Origin of the sequence: Parvularcula mediterranea (assembly GCF_013085255.1) — a bacterium.
In the GTDB taxonomy this organism is placed as follows: Bacteria; Pseudomonadota; Alphaproteobacteria; order Caulobacterales; family Parvularculaceae; genus Parvularcula; species Parvularcula mediterranea.
Genome location: NZ_JABFCX010000001.1, coordinates 76680 through 91461, shown reverse-complemented (window position 1 = coordinate 91461; position 14782 = coordinate 76680). Strand labels below are relative to the sequence as shown.

10 protein-coding genes are annotated in these 14782 nt (G+C 60.8%); 4 read left to right on the top strand and 6 right to left on the bottom strand.

The features are described from left to right. Positions 1–13: 13 nt before the first annotated feature. The 3 genes from HK107_RS00375 to HK107_RS00370 all read left to right on the top strand — a co-directional run bounded on the left by HK107_RS00375 (position 14) and on the right by HK107_RS00370 (position 1243). Positions 14–589, top strand: a complete 576-nt coding sequence (locus tag HK107_RS00375; RefSeq protein WP_173195695.1) for an RHS repeat-associated core domain-containing protein — start codon at positions 14–16, stop codon at positions 587–589. Positions 590–686: 97 nt separating this feature from the next. Continuing rightward, on the top strand, positions 687–815 hold the full coding sequence (locus HK107_RS15780; RefSeq protein ID WP_269815554.1) for a hypothetical protein: 129 nt from the start codon (positions 687–689) through the stop codon (positions 813–815). After that, positions 812–1243: a hypothetical protein gene (locus HK107_RS00370; protein WP_173195692.1), complete on the top strand. Its 432-nt coding sequence runs from the start codon at positions 812–814 to the stop codon at positions 1241–1243. Before HK107_RS15780 ends, HK107_RS00370 begins: the two co-directional genes overlap by 4 nt. A gap of 602 nt (positions 1244–1845) precedes the next feature. Here HK107_RS00370 and HK107_RS00365 read toward each other — a convergent pair. Further along, positions 1846–3438 carry an isocitrate lyase gene (locus HK107_RS00365; RefSeq protein ID WP_173195690.1) on the bottom strand — a complete coding sequence of 531 codons (1593 nt, stop codon included), beginning with the start codon at positions 3436–3438 and terminating at the stop codon, positions 1846–1848. A 138-nt stretch (positions 3439–3576) separates the two neighbouring features. Between HK107_RS00365 and HK107_RS00360 the strand changes: the two genes are divergently transcribed. Continuing rightward, positions 3577–4989: a helix-turn-helix domain-containing protein gene (locus HK107_RS00360; RefSeq protein WP_173195688.1), complete on the top strand. Its 1413-nt coding sequence runs from the start codon at positions 3577–3579 to the stop codon at positions 4987–4989. Between the two features lie 9 nt (positions 4990–4998). On the opposite strand, the gene HK107_RS00355 is transcribed toward HK107_RS00360, so the two are convergent. From HK107_RS00355 to cphA, 5 genes are all read right to left on the bottom strand, one after another. Next, positions 4999–6774 carry a M48 family metalloprotease gene (locus tag HK107_RS00355; protein ID WP_173195686.1) on the bottom strand — a complete coding sequence of 592 codons (1776 nt, stop codon included), beginning with the start codon at positions 6772–6774 and terminating at the stop codon, positions 4999–5001. A 4-nt stretch (positions 6775–6778) separates the two neighbouring features. After that, positions 6779–7198: a hypothetical protein gene (locus HK107_RS00350; RefSeq protein ID WP_173195684.1), complete on the bottom strand. Its 420-nt coding sequence runs from the start codon at positions 7196–7198 to the stop codon at positions 6779–6781. Further along, positions 7195–9444 carry a CHASE2 domain-containing protein gene (locus HK107_RS00345; protein WP_173195682.1) on the bottom strand — a complete coding sequence of 750 codons (2250 nt, stop codon included), beginning with the start codon at positions 9442–9444 and terminating at the stop codon, positions 7195–7197. The genes HK107_RS00350 and HK107_RS00345 overlap by 4 nt, the downstream gene beginning before the upstream one ends. A 221-nt stretch (positions 9445–9665) precedes the next feature. Next, positions 9666–11870, bottom strand: a complete 2205-nt coding sequence (locus HK107_RS00340; protein WP_173195680.1) for a cyanophycinase — start codon at positions 11868–11870, stop codon at positions 9666–9668. 28 nt (positions 11871–11898) lie between these two features. Next, positions 11899–14640 (bottom strand): cyanophycin synthetase, encoded by a 2742-nt coding sequence (gene cphA, locus HK107_RS00335; protein WP_173195678.1) that lies wholly within the window; start codon positions 14638–14640, stop codon positions 11899–11901. Between the last annotated feature and the right edge of the window lie 142 nt (positions 14641–14782).

Sequence of the window (14782 nt, the reverse complement as noted above, 5' to 3'; positions counted from 1 at the left end):
GCGTCCCGGGACGATGGGCGCGCATCCTTGCTATAGAGTCGCCTCGCCCTTCGGTGAGGAGTGGGTCGAGAGCGGTGACCTGACGAAGCTCACGGACCAGCCGGGTTTCACTGGGCACGTCAAGGACACCTCCACGGGCCTCACCTCTATGCAGGCGCGGTACTATGACCCCGTGATCGGAAGGTTCCTCTCCACGGACCCGGTGCAGTTCTCTCCGGCTAGGACGGACATGTTTGGCCGGTATGCTTATGCCGCAAACGATCCGGTGAATAAACTAGACCCGGATGGAAGAGCCTGGGGCTTGGCTTCAAAAGTTCTGAAGGTTGCTATCAAGGGAGGTGACATTGGCGCTACCTTCGCGGGGGCAGCAGCTGACCTGAAAACGATACGCAGTGGAACGACTGTTTCGGCTCGGGCCCTAGCAGTAGCTTCTCTCGCCACTGAGGTTTTCTCACCGGTCAGTGCCCGAGACGCGAAGGCGGGCGCGAAGTTTGCTGGCGGCGCGTACAAGAAGTTGACTGGGTCCGGAAAAAGGGTGGCAGTGTCATCACTGCCCCGCAGCCTCTGCTTCTCCGCTCTCAAAAGGTGATGGCCCGGCAGTCCAAATGGAAATAGGGGACCACCGCCAGACTGCTAGCTGGGGCAACTCGCGCGACGCTAAAGCATACCGCCATCAGCAATCCGACATGATTGAGGCTGGCGACTTCAAAGGTGCACAGCAGATGGATATTGATGATATTCAGAGCAAGTTCGGAGATAAATACGACGACGCGATTCAAGAGATGCGAGACTACACGGATACCTTAGACCAATGACGGCTTCGTTCGATTTCAGACCAGGTGTTGGAGCGTTGCCGATCTCTTTCGGGATGACCGTTGCCGAGGTTCGTGGTGTGATCCAATCGTCGCCAAGGTCCTTTAAACGTAACTTTCTATCGAAGCATCCCTTGGATCGGTTCGACACGCTGGGCCTATTCGTCAACTATAACGAGAACGGTATAGTTGAGGCATTAGAGTTCGACGAAACAGGAAGCTTAGCCTCAGGCGGAAGGTCGCTCTGTGGTCTCTCCTACGTCGAAGCCGAGAATACAATCCGTTCGCTAGGTGGATCGCCATCATCGACCGATGATACAGTTGAAGATACCGGATTGGGAATCAGCTTCTACTTTCCTGATCACTCAGACGAACCGGAAAAACCAGCACAGAGCGTTCTCATTGCCCCTCCTTCCTATTTCGACGAGTGAAGGCGAAGTAGGTGTCTTGCATGGGACTGAGGTAAGCTGCCTCAACGGTAAGGTCTGCCTACCGCTAGCCCCCTAAAGGACCACGTCTTGTTCTAGCCCCAGACGGCCAGTCTGTCAGCCCTGGACTGATTGCACACGACCCACAGGGTGCTTTGGGGGGCTCTGTTCCAGTGTTGGCGCGGTATTGAGGGCTCGTCCGGGATCGTCGTGCAGTTCGGTTATCGGTATCCGATGGGTGCCGCATGCCAGCGGTCGTGAGGTCTACGGCGGATACGTGTTGTACCCCTACACGCCGGTAATGCACTGTTCTTCCGAATGCCCGTTCTTGGTGTGCGGATCGTTCCGCACACGCTGGCTGACCTTGTTTCTCTTCTTCAGCTGTGGACACCATGAGGGGCGTTTATCGAGACATCGCTGGAATAGAGCGATGGGGCCATTAAGTTCCGTTTACGAACCTTATAAAACCCTGTTTGGAAGCCAGTGCCGTGCGCCCCCTCCCTCGTGGGCTAACGAAGGATTAAAAACGTCCACCCACCCCATAGAAGAAGGCCCCGCTGTTGCCAGCGGGGCCTTCTCTTCCGGGCTTTGCCCTTCTCCCTAGATCACGAGAACTGGTTCATCGTGTTGTCTTTGCCGCCGGCCTTGAGGGCTGCGTCGCCGGCGAAGTATTCCTTGTGGTCGTCGCCCATGTCGGAGCCGGCCATGTTCTGGTGCTTGACGCAGGCGATCTGCTGGCGAATCTCTTCACGCTGAACGTTCTTGACGTAGCCGAGCATGGCTTCTTCGCCGAAGTAGCGCTTGGCAAGATTGTCCGTTGACAGAGCAGCCGTATGATAGGTCGGCAGCGTGATGAGGTGGTGGAAGATGCCTGCACGCTTCGAGCCGTCGCGCTGGAAGGTGCGGATCTTCTCGTCGGCCTCTTTGGCGAGGTCGGTCTCGTCATACTCGACGCTCATCAGCTTGGCGCGGTCGTAGGAGGAGACGTCCTTGCCAGCCTCTTGCCAGGCATCGAAGACCTGCTGACGGAAGTTCAGCGTCCAGTTGAAGCTCGGCGAGTTGTTGTAGACGAGCTTGGCGTTCGGGATGACTTCGCGGATGCGGTCGACCATCGAGGCGATCTGCTCGACGTGGGGCTTTTCGGTCTCGATCCAGAGAAGGTCCGCGCCGTGCTGGAGCGAGGTGATGCAGTCGAGGACGCAGCGGTCAGCACCCGTGCCCGGCTTGAACTGGAAGAGGTTCGAGGGGAGGCGCTTGGGGCGCATCAGCTTGCCGTCACGCTTGATCACGACGTCCGACGGGTCGAGCTGGTCGGCGGTGACTTCTTCGCAGTCGAGGAAGGCGTTGTACTGATCACCAAGGTCGCCTTCTTTGGCGGAGTAGGCAATCTGCTTGGTCAGGCCAGCGCCAAGGCTGTCCGTACGCGTCACGACGATGCCGTCATCGACGCCCATTTCGAGGAAGGCGTAGCGGCAGGCGCGGACCTTGGCGAGGAAGTCCTCATGCGGAACAGTGACCTTGCCGTCCTGGTGGCCGCACTGCTTCTCGTCCGAGACCTGGTTCTCGATCTGGAGGGCGCAGGCGCCTGCTTCGATCATCTTCTTAGCGAGGAGGTAGGTGGCCTCTGCGTTGCCGAAACCTGCGTCGATGTCGGCGATGATCGGCACGACGTGGGTCTCGTAGTTCTCGACCGCGTCGAGGAGTTCCTTCTCCTTGGCCTTGTCACCGGCCTCACGGGCAGCGTCGATCTCGCGGAACATGCCGCCGAGCTCACGGGCATCGGCCTGCTTGAGGAAGGTGTAGAGCTCTTCGATCAGTGCGGGCACGGAGGTTTTCTCGTGCATCGACTGGTCAGGAAGCGGGCCGAACTCCGAACGGAGCGCCGCGACCATCCAGCCGGAGAGGTAGAGGTAGCGACCCTTGGTCGAGCCGAAATGCTTTTTGATCGAGATCATCTTTTGCTGGCCGATGAAGCCATGCCAGCAACCAAGCGACTGGGTGTAATTGCCGGGGTCCGCGTCGTAGGCGGCCATGTCCTCGCGCATGATCTTGGCGGTGTAGCGGGCGATATCGAGGCCCGTGTGGAAGCGGTTCTGGGCGCGCATGCGGGCGACGCTCTCGGCAGAGATGCCGTCCCACTTGCCGTCATAGCTTTTGATCAGCTGCGAAACTTCATTGATATCAGATTGGTAGGTCATATCCCGTTCTCCCAGGGTGCCAAGGCTGGCTAGAAATCTACGAGAGCGAGGTAACGGGCCCATCAACGAGATTGAATAATAGATCGGTAAGATGGTACGGCTTTACAGAAATTGAGTGTAAAGCTGTAAAGTTCTGACATGCCCCAACGAACCGACCGCCAGAGAGGCACCTATATCGGACCGCGGCTGCGCAGGCTGCGGCGTGAGCTGGGCATGACCCAGGTCCAGATGGCCGAGGATCTCGAGGTCTCGGCCAGCTACATCGCGCTGATGGAGCGGAACCAGCGGCCGGTGACGGCGGAGATGCTGGTCCGGCTCGCGACGACCTATGCGCTCGATGTCGCGCGGTTCGCCGGGGACAATGCCTCGGATCAGTCGGACCGGTTGGGTGACGTCTTTCGCGATCCGATTTTCAACGATATCGACATCGCCCCCGGCGATCTTGCGGACATTGCGTCGGGTTATCCCGGTGTGGCGGACGCTATTCTTCGTCTCCATACGGCCTATCGCGAGAACGAAGGGGCCCTTGCGGATCGTGCACGGCAGAGCCCTCTTGGCCCTGATCCTGTGGCCGAGGCGCGGCGTTTCCTCCTTGCCCGGAAGAACTTCTTCCCCGTCATCGATAGCCAGGCCGAGCGGATTGCTGAGGATGTGGGCAAGGCAGGAGGCGTTGCCCGGTACTTTGAGGAGAAGCACGGCTTCACCATCAGGAGCCTGCCGCGGAAGGTGATCTCCGGCGCGGTGCGGCGGCTCGACTATCACCGGCGCGAGCTCGTGATGGATGAGACCCTCGACAGCGCAGCCCGGCGCTTTCAGGTCGCGCTGCAGCTTGCCTATCTTGCCGTGGGCGGAGCGATCGATGCTGCTCTCGAGGAGGGAAGCTTCCAGAGCGAGAACGGGCGGAGGCTCGCGAAGCGTGCGTTGGCCAACTATGCGGCCGGTGCGATCATCATGCCGTATGCGTCCTTTAGGACGGCGGCTGGCGAGCTTCGCTATGACCTTGAGGCGCTCGGGCGACGCTTCGGTGCGAGCTTCGAGCAGACAGCGCATAGGCTCACGACCCTCCAGAAGCCGGGGCAGGAGGGTGTGCCGTTCTTCTTCATCAGGGTGGACGCGGCGGGGAACATCTCCAAACGGCTCGACGGTGCTGGGTTTCCTTTCGCGCGGCATGGCGGATCCTGCCCGATCTGGTCCGTACACCATGCATTCAAGGCGCCGCGCAAGATCATCCCCGAGTGGGTGGAGCTGCCGGGCGGCGAGCGGTTCTTCTCGATCTCACGGACCGTGACTGCGGGCGGGGGTGCGTTCGAGGCGCCCAGGGTCGAGCGGGCGATCGCGCTTGCCTGCGCCGAGGAGCACGCAGGAAAGCTTCTCTATGCGGATGATCCCAGCCTCTCCGCCAGCGAGCCCACGCCCATCGGCGTCTCCTGCAGGCTCTGCCACCGCACGGGCTGCATCGCGAGGGCTGAGCCGCCTATCGGTCGTCCGGTGGCGGATGACACGTTCAGAAGACCGGGCACGCCCTTCGCGTTCACCGATGAGGAGTTCTAGACGCTCCGCCTACTGCTTGATTGCGTCGACAAGACCTGAGCCGAGTTGCTTTGTCTTTTTGTTGAGCCAGTTGCCCACGCGCTTCGTACTGCATGAGTTACCGTCACAACCCGCTAGCTTGTAAAGCTCTTCCGTTGCTTTCCGGTAGTCCTGACGTTCTGCGACCGTTGCGGCGAAACATGTCTTGATCAGTTGCGCACGCTGATGCGATTGGCATTCCTCTAGGAGTGTCGTGACTGTCTCCGTGGCGCCAAGTTTGGCTGCGGCGTTGATCCGGTCCGGAAGGAAGTAGGCATCATCATTGAACTGACGAGCTGCAAGCCCAGCCAGCGCGTCGATGGATCCTACCTCTCCTGATGTCAGCAAGTCCTCCGCGCGCATTGTGTAGACGATCAGCGCAGGTTCCACGGACGCGCTGACAAGGGCCAGGCGAAGGTTCTCTGCGGCATCGGCAGGCTTTCCCTGCTCGTTGCGTAAGCGTCGCTTCAGGATTCGTCCGTGTGAGGAAGACGTGTCCACGAGGCGCATCTTCTGATCTGCGGATACGAGGTCGCCCTTGTCGAGGAATGCGTTGACCTCGATAGCGGCATCAATCGAGCCTTGCGTTCGATTGAACGCGGGTGTTCCGCGGTAGCCGTTGAGCTCCCGTATCACCCGGGCATTGTCTTCGGACATGAAGAGGTAGTCTTCGTTCGCCTCGTCATTGAGCCATCCCCTGATCCGCTCCACACGTTCATCATACGGACGATGGGTAGATGGAAGCGCAGCGGCAATGAGTGCGTCGCGAAACTTCTTCTCGGCGCGCTTATTGATTTGGGCGAAGGATGCGCCGATCGAGATGTAGTCCCCGCCTTCAAGCACCGTGTTCCAGTCGAAGGACTGGGCAACGGAGGAGTACTCGTCGACGCTCTTCCTGAAGGTTTCAAGGACCTGGCATACCTCGAGCTTGCTCTCGCGCATATGTTCCATGGCGAGGTCCGCGCCGACGATGGAGTAGCCCGCTTTCAGCATCAGCTCAGCTGCGAGGAGGTCAGCAGCATCTTCCTGTTCTGCCTTCCAGATCGGTGTGACGACTTTCTGGGAGAGCAGTACAAACCTGTCCGTCAGCTCACGGATCTTTCGATTATGCTCCTCAATTTCGGTCTCTTCGATCGGCGTCAGGCCCTGTTGTTGAGCAGGCTCAGCTTTGAGGCTGGCGAGGTCCGCAGCGAATTCGATGCCTCGTTGCATCGCCTGAACACGTTCAAGGGAACGGTTCATCGACGCTGCATTCCGCGTGTCGCCGTTGATGATATGCGCTAGCTCATGGGCGAGGATGAAAGCGATTTCGTCATCGCCGTCGGCCATACGAAAGAGCTCGTGAGAGATCACCATCTTCTCGTCAAAGAAGACGTCACCGCGATAGACGGGGTCTGCTGACAGCGTGATGGCAGGCCTTGTCGCCGGTGCACGGTCCCCTGCTGCGGCCATGAGTTTGTCCATGATCCGATCGAGAGACTGTTTGGCCCGGTCCGCTCTGATCCTCTCAACGTTGACGTATGACTGCATGGGCGCCGGCGGCTGATCGATCAGTTGATCGTCGCTTTCGCCCCTGCGCAGACGTCGGCCGATGCCACGGACCCTGCCAGCCTGCCGGCCCATCGCCGTGCTGAGGCTCTGCACCCGCTCAAGCGGGCAGGTCATCTGTTCCTTCTCAAGGGCGGCGGAGGATGCCGCACTCGCCGACGACGGCAGTAGGGCGAACGCTGTTGCGGTAGCGACACTGAAGATGAGTGAGCGGATCATTGGATTAACCTTCGCACTTGTGGCTGCCGAAGGAGGCAGCGGTGCTGCCTGCTGCGCAGGCGATGTCGCGGCCTTTCAGCCCCTCGTTGATCTTCATTATACGCACTTGAGAGAGGTCTAGCCAGCAAGCACTGTCTTTGATTTTTATCCGTGCCATGCCCTTCGGAAAGCTGTCTGTGGCGCCGGCCTTCTCTTTGATTGGGAAGTAGAAGGGCTTGGCTTCCTTCTGCGCGCTCGTCGCACAATCAGCAGTACACAGCTTCTTCATATCAGTGCGGCCGAGGTCAGTCATGCCGGCCAGCGGAGTGCCCGCTTCCGTCAAGCAGCTCACTTTGCCTTTTCTGTTGACGTAGTTGATCACAACTTCAGTGGAGGCATCCGATGTGAGGGCCAGTGTGGTGGCAACCAGAAAGGACGTAATCATGTGCCTGTCTCCTTGAGCGGAATTGAGTTTGGAAGCTGAGCGGTGCCCGGATCATTCACCGGAGCGGGCGTGTTCTGCCTGCGGAGTGCAGACGAACCGAGGCGGAAGTCTGGCTGAACGCGTTCCCTGAAAGTGATCCAATAGACCGCGACGATACAAAAGAAGAACCCGAACATGTTCGATGGCGGCAACCCTCGCCAGTCCGCAACAAGTTTGGCGATCGTGAAGGTCAGGGCAATGAGCGCGGCAAGCGCGAAGAGATGAACGCCATTATAGTGGAGGCGCTCAGCGATGTTCATCCTGACTTCATCAAGGAAATCGAAGAACCGGTCGGCATCTTTCGGCTCTCCCTGCGTCACCCAGGAAAGTTCTCGCTTCCTGATGCTGATGTTCCCCCAAAGCTCTTGCCCGATGAGGAAGAGGATGGCGAGCGCACCTAGCGTGAGCGATACGCCTACAGAATAAATCGGAGCACCGAAAGGATTCTGCCCCAGGTTCTCTGACCCGGCGAAGAGCGGAACAAGGAGCATGGCGATCAGCGAGGTCAGAACAGACGCCTGGACGAGGATGCGCAGGATGCGAGATGGCTCCATGCCTCGACGTGTCAGGGCGGGCGTGCTGATTGGTTTGGCTTCGCTATGGAGACGCTGAGCTGCAGCGGCCAATAGGAAGGTTAGTATAAGGAGGAAAGCTGCAGCAAGAAGCTCGGGCAATATCCTTGCGACGTCGATGTATTCGATAGACGAAGGAAGGCTAGCGAGGGCGGAGAAACCGACGCCGACTCCGAGCGCACCCGTGAACGTCGCCAGCACGATCCCGAGCTTGCAGGCGGTGATCACCGGGATGGAGGAGAACAGCCAAGCGAACGCTGGGATTGGGTCGAGGCCGCGGGGTTCGTCCCCCTGGGCACGCCGGCGAAGCTTGCGGAGCAGGTAAGACAGGACAAAGGTGAGGAGAATTGCCCCGAAAAACCTCAAGTTGCTCCCGTCTTTCCCCGGTACACTCTTTGGGCTGATCTTTCTGAGTAGGCCGTCAAAAGAGGTGGCGTGAATATCAACGCCCGGCACAACACCGCGAACCGGCACGGTGAATTGGTCACCAAGAACGTTGAGACTGGTGCCGAAAAAGAGGTGACGATCCGTGAGCTGACCAGGCGACCTACAGGAGCCGTCCATCACGCAGGCAAGCGAGACGGTTTCAAAACGCCGACACGTTGTCTCACGGACGCGATTGCCGGCTTCTGTGTTGGGGATCATTCCGTAAAGCAGGGTCGCCAACGCCTTATGAAGCCGCAGCGGCCCAGCCACGCAATCGCCGATGCCTGCTGCTTTTGCGGCCTGACCGTCCCAACCTATGTAGTGAGGCGGGGTCCGTGAGCCTCCGTTTTTCGAGAGCGGTTCGGCAGCATGGCAGGGTCCTGACCAATCATCGTCCTGACACTGAGCATAGGCCATCGCGAGTGCAGGGCTCACATAGGCATTCTGGGGGAAGAGAACATAACCATTCTCAGGCTGACGGTAGGTGTCCACGGAAACAAGGACTGCCACCTGGTCCAGGATCTGTTGCTGGAGGGTCGAGATCCGTCGCTGTTCGCTGAGAATGCTCGTATCCTCGCCTATGTCTTTGAGTGTGCGTTCGAAGCTGAGATAAGAAACGGAGGCGCCGATGAAGACCGGTAGACCTCCATAGTCCATGATTTCCTCGACCTTGGACATGGTCTGGCCCTGCCGGGAGTCTGGCGTGATCACGTACTGAGCCAGATCAAACTCTTCGCCGACCGTGAGGCAGCTGGGGTTGAAAGCCCCGCCACCGACTCGCGGCGTGCGATACAGCGTCTTCAGCAGGAGTCCGTTGAACTCAACGTCGATGTTTCCCGCCTCGGCCAACCGGTGGGCAAAGAGGCAGAAATCGGCCTCTTCCGACTTGCGCGGAACGCCGAGAATAACGTCGAGGAAAAGCGATCTAGCCCCGTCGGCCATCGCCGTCTTCAACAGTTCATCGAACGTCGTGATCGGAAGCGGCCAACCCGCCGTTTGAAAGGTGTGCGCTTGAGGCTCGAGGAGCGCGTCATCCGGACCAACCGGCGCGCGATTGGTGAACTCGACGATGAGAACAGAGTCCGTCACCGCTTGATCCGCCGGGTCGCGCCAAAAGGTCAGCGCATCGTCGATCGACTGAAAGTTCGAGTCGCTCTGACGCTCACTGGCGGCGCTCATGCCGAAGAAGTCGAGCGCCGCTAAGCTCATGGCGAGCCCCACGACGCCGAATGCCAACGCCCAGTCCCTGATCTTCCGTGCCTGCAACCTGCCCTGCCTAGAGGTTAATGAATGGTTACATACACGAAAAGAAGAAGAGTTCACACAGGCGAAACAGGCGCCTGCAGCAGGAACTGCAGCAAGACATCATCCCGCTCAAGAACATTCAGGGTAAGCTTATGACTTTCTTGAGTAATAATACGACTAGATGGCTAGGCATCGTGCTCTTCCCTCGAGCATTCGAGGTCGAGGGTGGCCGACAGCGGGGTGTCCCTGTTGAGGCGCATGCGGATGGCGTGGCGTTTGGAGGGTTCTGCGCCCATTTTTTCCATGTGGCCGAGGTCGATGCCTTCGCGGCGGATCTGGTCTAGGAGGCGGTCGAAGACCTCTGCCGAGGCGCGTTCGGAGCTGAGGCGTTCGACGTGTTCGGAGGTGAGGTTCACCTTATCGCCCGGGCCGAACATCTGGATGCGGACGTCTTTGGCGACGAAGCCGTCCTGGCCGTTGTGGAAGGCCGAGGCGCGGGTATCGACGAGGACGAAGCCGTAGCGGCCAGAGGCAGTCAGTTCGTAGCCTGACTTTTGTGCGATGACAGCGCTTTCGTCGCAGACGCCGATGCCGAAGGGCTCGTTTTCCTCCGCACAGGCAATGATGAGGCGACCGAGCCTACGGCCGGAGATGATGTTCTGGTCAGCAACGCCAGCGGCCAGAAGGCCAACGCCTTCCTGGATGACGAGGCCCTCATGGCCGAGGTCCGAGGCTACGCCGTAGCGCATCGCCTCATAAGAGGATCCGCCCGCGATCATCAGCCTGCTGAGGGCAGAGACGGCACCCGACGAGGCGACGATGGTGGCGCCATTGGCGTAGGCGCGTGCGATGGAGCGGAGAACCGCGCTCTCCTCGCCGCGGTGAAGGAGGGTCTCCACGAGGCGGATCTGGTTGCCGCCGCAGAGGAAGAGGGCCTTGGAGTCCTCGATCTGGTGGAGGAGGGACGGGTTCTTCTCGGCGTAGTCGACATTGTCGATGGTGATGCCGAGGTCGACGGCTTCGACACCGTGGTCGCGGAAGAAGTCGACATGGTCCTGCGCCGTGCGGCGGGCTTCGGCGGATGCGGCTGCGAAGATGCCGACAGGGCCTTGCCCGATCAGGCTGATGATCTCCTGCTGGTCTCGTTTCTCTGTATAAAGAGGAGAGGAGCCCAGGAGGATGATCCGCGACCGCTCGTTAAGGTCCATGCCAAAGGTTCGTATGCCGCGCTTCTCACGGCTTTCCATCAGCTCATCCGTTGCCGGCTTGAGGTCGAGCCAGAGCCTGAGGTTCAAGGCCGTCATGCGGATGCCGTCATCGAGGTCTGCGATGAGGCAGCGGCTGACGCCTTTCTTGCGCCGGATGGTGGCGCTGGCCATCGCCTTGGTCTTGGGGTCGATGACGGAGAGCGTGTCCGAGGCGTAGGTGGTCTGATCGCCGAGGACGATGCGGGCAATCAGGTCGTAGATGGCGTAGGCGCCGAAGGCGTTGCGCTGGGATCTTGCGGGTGCGCGGTAGGCGATCTCAGTCTTCCGTACACGGCGCTTGGCTTCCGACGGCTGGACGACGAAGCCGGGGAGGGTGAAGCTGTCTCCGTCGTCGACGTAGGAGAGCTTCACGTCGTCATAGACCTTGCTCTCGGGGTCGAGCTTGGCATCGCGGGTGTCGAGGAAGAAGACGCCATACTCGCCGACGACCTGACCGCGCTGGCCGTCGATGACCATCGCCGTGTTCTCGTCGACGCCGAAGGCGCGCTTCACCTTGGCATGGGCCATGGCGACGACCATGCGGGCGAGGCGGCCGCGCTTGATGACGTGCTGGTCCACGAGGCCGTGGGGGAAGAAGCCCATGCCCCTGCCAAGAAGAAGGCCGGGCTCTTCCTCATTGTCCGTGTACCCGTGGAACATCGCCTCGTAGGATGTGCCGCCGACGATCATCGGATCGGACATCATGGCAGCGCCTGCGGAGGAGCCTGCGAGGAGGCCGCCCTCGGAATGGGCCTTGCGGATGGCTTTCAGGAGCGGGCTGTCGATGCCGCCGGGCTTGAGGGCCGCGAGGAGCTTGGACTGGTCCCCGCCGGTGAAGTAGACCGAGCCGTACTCCTCGACCTTGGCGATGAGGGCCGGGTCGTGGACCGTCATCGGGCCATTGTCCTCGGTGACCATCATCACCTCGGCCTGAAAGCCGTGGCTCTGGAAGACCTCGAGGGTCTCCTCGCCGACCTCGACAGGTTCCGAGGAAGCGGTGGGGAAGATCAGGATACGGCCACCGCAGAGCCGCCGCATCTCGCGGTAGACCCTGCGGTTATCGTCCTCGAGCCGCCCGCCGATGATCGCGTATTTGAGATTGGCCGCCTTCTTGGACGGCTTCGCGAACGATCGGAGGGGCATGCAGTTTCACCTTGGCTCGGTTCTTTGGTCAGGAGAGGGGCGCGAGCCTGACGCCCCTTTCGTCCGAGACTATGGTGTAACCGTCGGGCACGTCTATTTCCGCGGCGAGGTTTTTTTGCGCAACCGTGTCACCCTCTTCGGTGTGGCGGTGGGGGCTCTCGAACTTGGTGATCTGCTTCCAGGCGCGGGTAATGCCGCCGCAGAACATCAGGACGAGGTCGTCACGCTCGGCCCGCTGGAGGCCTTCGGAGACCGACTGCTCCTCTGAGTCCATGATGTGGATCGCGTCAGGGGAGACGCCGTGCTTGCGCAGCTCCTCAGCCATGATTTCCTGAATGGCGCCCTTTTCGCGGCCCCTCAGGTCGTCGTCGGTGTGCAGGAGGTAGGTGTCGAACTTGCCCGCGATGGCCTCGCCGATGGCGCGGATGTCCTCGTCACGGCGGTCGCCCGGGCAGGTGGCGCAGACGATGCGCTTGCCGCGTGTGTCGAGCTGGCTGACAAGATCGACCATCGAAGAGATGGCGGCTTCGTTGTGGCCATAGTCGAGGATGACCCGGAAGCCGTGCTCGTCAAAGACGTTCATGCGGCCCGGCGACTGGTAGAAGCTGTTGTTGAAGGTCCTGAGGCCTGATCGGATCTGGTCGAGGCTGAGCCCCAGCGCGTAGGCCATGGCGGCGGCGAACATCGCGTTCTCGACATTGTGCCGGGCCTTGCCTTCGAGGGTCGCGGGGATGAGATGGGTCCAGATGAGCGGCGTTGCGACCTCGCGGTCATAAAGCATGATCTGCTGGCCGTTCGCACCCTCTTCCAGGACGAAGGCCCGCTTGCCGAGCTTGATATGCTCACGGACGATCTTGTTGTTCGGATTCATGGTGACGTAGCAGATATTCTTGGCCGGGGTATGGGCGGCCATCTGCAGCGTGTAGATATTGTCTGCGTTCAGAACGGCTGTGTCCCTCGCGACCTCCACCACGAGGCGCTTGACCCTCGCAAGGTCGTCGAGCGTATCGACGCCGCCAAGGCCCAAATGGTCCGAGCTGACGTTCAGGACCGCGCCGACGTCGCAGTAGCGGTAGCCGAGCCCTGCGCGGACGATGCCGCCGCGCGCTGTTTCCATCACCGCCATGTCGACGTCAGGGTCGCGCAGGACCATGCGTGCACTGACGGGTCCGGTCATGTCGCCTTTCATGGAAACATTGCCGTCGATCATCACCGCGTCCGTCGAGGTCTGGCCGACAACGGAGCCTGCCATTTTGAGGACGTGGGAGAGCATGCGGGCCGTGGTCGTCTTGCCATTGGTGCCCGTGAGGGCAGCGATCGGAATGGCGCTTGGCGCATCGCCGGGAAACAGCATGTCCATGACCGCGCCGCCCACGTCGCGGGGCTCGCCCTCGGAGGGGGCGATGTGCATGCGGATGCCGGGCCCTGCATTGATCTCGCAGATCGCGCCGCCGGTCTCGCGGTAGCTGCGGGTGATGTCGGTGGTCAGGAAGTCGACGCCGCCAATGTCGAGGCCGACGGCCTTGATGGCGCGCTCGGCCATGCGCTGATTGTCCGGGTGGATCGTATCGGTGACGTCAATCGCCGTGCCGCCAGTGGAGAGGTTCGCGGTCTTCCTGAGGAAGACGATCTCGCCCTCGCCGGGAACGCTGTCGGGACTATGGCCCGCTTCGCCCATTACTTCGATCTCGCGCTTGCCGAGCTCGAGGCGGGTGAGCATGTTTTCGTGGCCTGCGCCGCGGCGGGGGTCCTTGTTGACCTCTGTGATCAGCTCACTGATCGTGGAGCGGCCATCGCCGACAACGTGGGCAGGCATGCGCTTTGCTGCTGCGACGAGCTTGCCGTCGATGACGAGGATGCGGTGGTCCTCGCCTTCGATCATGCTCTCAACGATCACGCCCGAGCCTTGGCCAGCTGCGATGTCAAACGCCTCGCGCACTTCGTCATCAGTACGCAGATTGATACCGACGCCGCGTCCATGATTGCCGTCGACAGGCTTCACGACCACCGGGAAGCCGATATCGTGGGCGAGATCCACGGCAGCTTTGGCGCTGCGGGCATATTCCTGTTCAGGCACCGGAAGGCCGAGATCGCGGAGGAGCTGGATCGAGACTTCCTTGTCCTTGGCGATATCGACGGAGATGCAGCTCGTCTCGGAGGTGAGGGCCGCTTCGATGCGCTTCTGGTACTTGCCGTGGCCGAGCTGGATCAGGCTCTGATCGTTGAGGCGGAGCCACGGGATGCCGCGCGCGTCGGCGGCTTCGACGAGGGCCTGACCCGAGGGGCCAAGGACCCGGCGGCTGGCAAAGTCCTTATAGTCGGCGATCTCGTCCTTGATCGGGAAGGGCTTGCCGGGGATGGGATCGATCAGCTCAAGGATGATCTGACGGGCGAGCTCACCTGCCTCGACACCGGTGGAGCGGGAGAGGTAGCCGAACAGGACATCGCCTTCGTCATCCTTCTCGCCGGGGAGGTAGCGGGCGATCTCCGCCTTGGCGCCTGCCTGACGCTGGAGGCCGAGGGCCGTCCACGCCATCACATCTCCGAGATGACAGTCACCGGAGAGGAGGAGCTCGCCGACATTGCGGCCATCGGCAGAGGTCCGGTTGTTGAGCTCGGGTAGGAGATCGAGAAGCTCTTCGGCCGCGCTCTTGGGGTAGGAGGAGAGCTTGAGATCGCGTCGGGCCGAGAAATCCATGGCCATGCGCACGACCGGCTCGGTCTCATAGACGTTCGGGCCCACATAAACCCTGGTGCGGATGACTTTCATGCTCTTCTTTCCCTCAAAGACGGCTACGCTCTCACCTGCAGCAGGCGGCGCAGGGCTCGTGCGTGATCCGAGGCCCTCGCGCAAGAATATGCTGCGGATGCGAAGCCCTATCGGTCAAGCGCCGGCCTGTCACGTTTCCGAA

Coding starts and splice junctions, on each gene's coding strand:
- HK107_RS00375 (WP_173195695.1), top strand. CDS start 14: ATGGGCGCGCATCCTTGCTATAGAGTCGCCTCGCCCTTCGGTGAGGAG.
- HK107_RS15780 (WP_269815554.1), top strand. CDS start 687: ATGATTGAGGCTGGCGACTTCAAAGGTGCACAGCAGATGGATATTGAT.
- HK107_RS00370 (WP_173195692.1), top strand. CDS start 812: ATGACGGCTTCGTTCGATTTCAGACCAGGTGTTGGAGCGTTGCCGATC.
- HK107_RS00365 (WP_173195690.1), bottom strand. CDS start 3,438: ATGACCTACCAATCTGATATCAATGAAGTTTCGCAGCTGATCAAAAGC.
- HK107_RS00360 (WP_173195688.1), top strand. CDS start 3,577: ATGCCCCAACGAACCGACCGCCAGAGAGGCACCTATATCGGACCGCGG.
- HK107_RS00355 (WP_173195686.1), bottom strand. CDS start 6,774: ATGATCCGCTCACTCATCTTCAGTGTCGCTACCGCAACAGCGTTCGCC.
- HK107_RS00350 (WP_173195684.1), bottom strand. CDS start 7,198: ATGATTACGTCCTTTCTGGTTGCCACCACACTGGCCCTCACATCGGAT.
- HK107_RS00345 (WP_173195682.1), bottom strand. CDS start 9,444: ATGAGCTTAGCGGCGCTCGACTTCTTCGGCATGAGCGCCGCCAGTGAG.
- HK107_RS00340 (WP_173195680.1), bottom strand. CDS start 11,870: ATGCCCCTCCGATCGTTCGCGAAGCCGTCCAAGAAGGCGGCCAATCTC.
- cphA (WP_173195678.1), bottom strand. CDS start 14,640: ATGAAAGTCATCCGCACCAGGGTTTATGTGGGCCCGAACGTCTATGAG.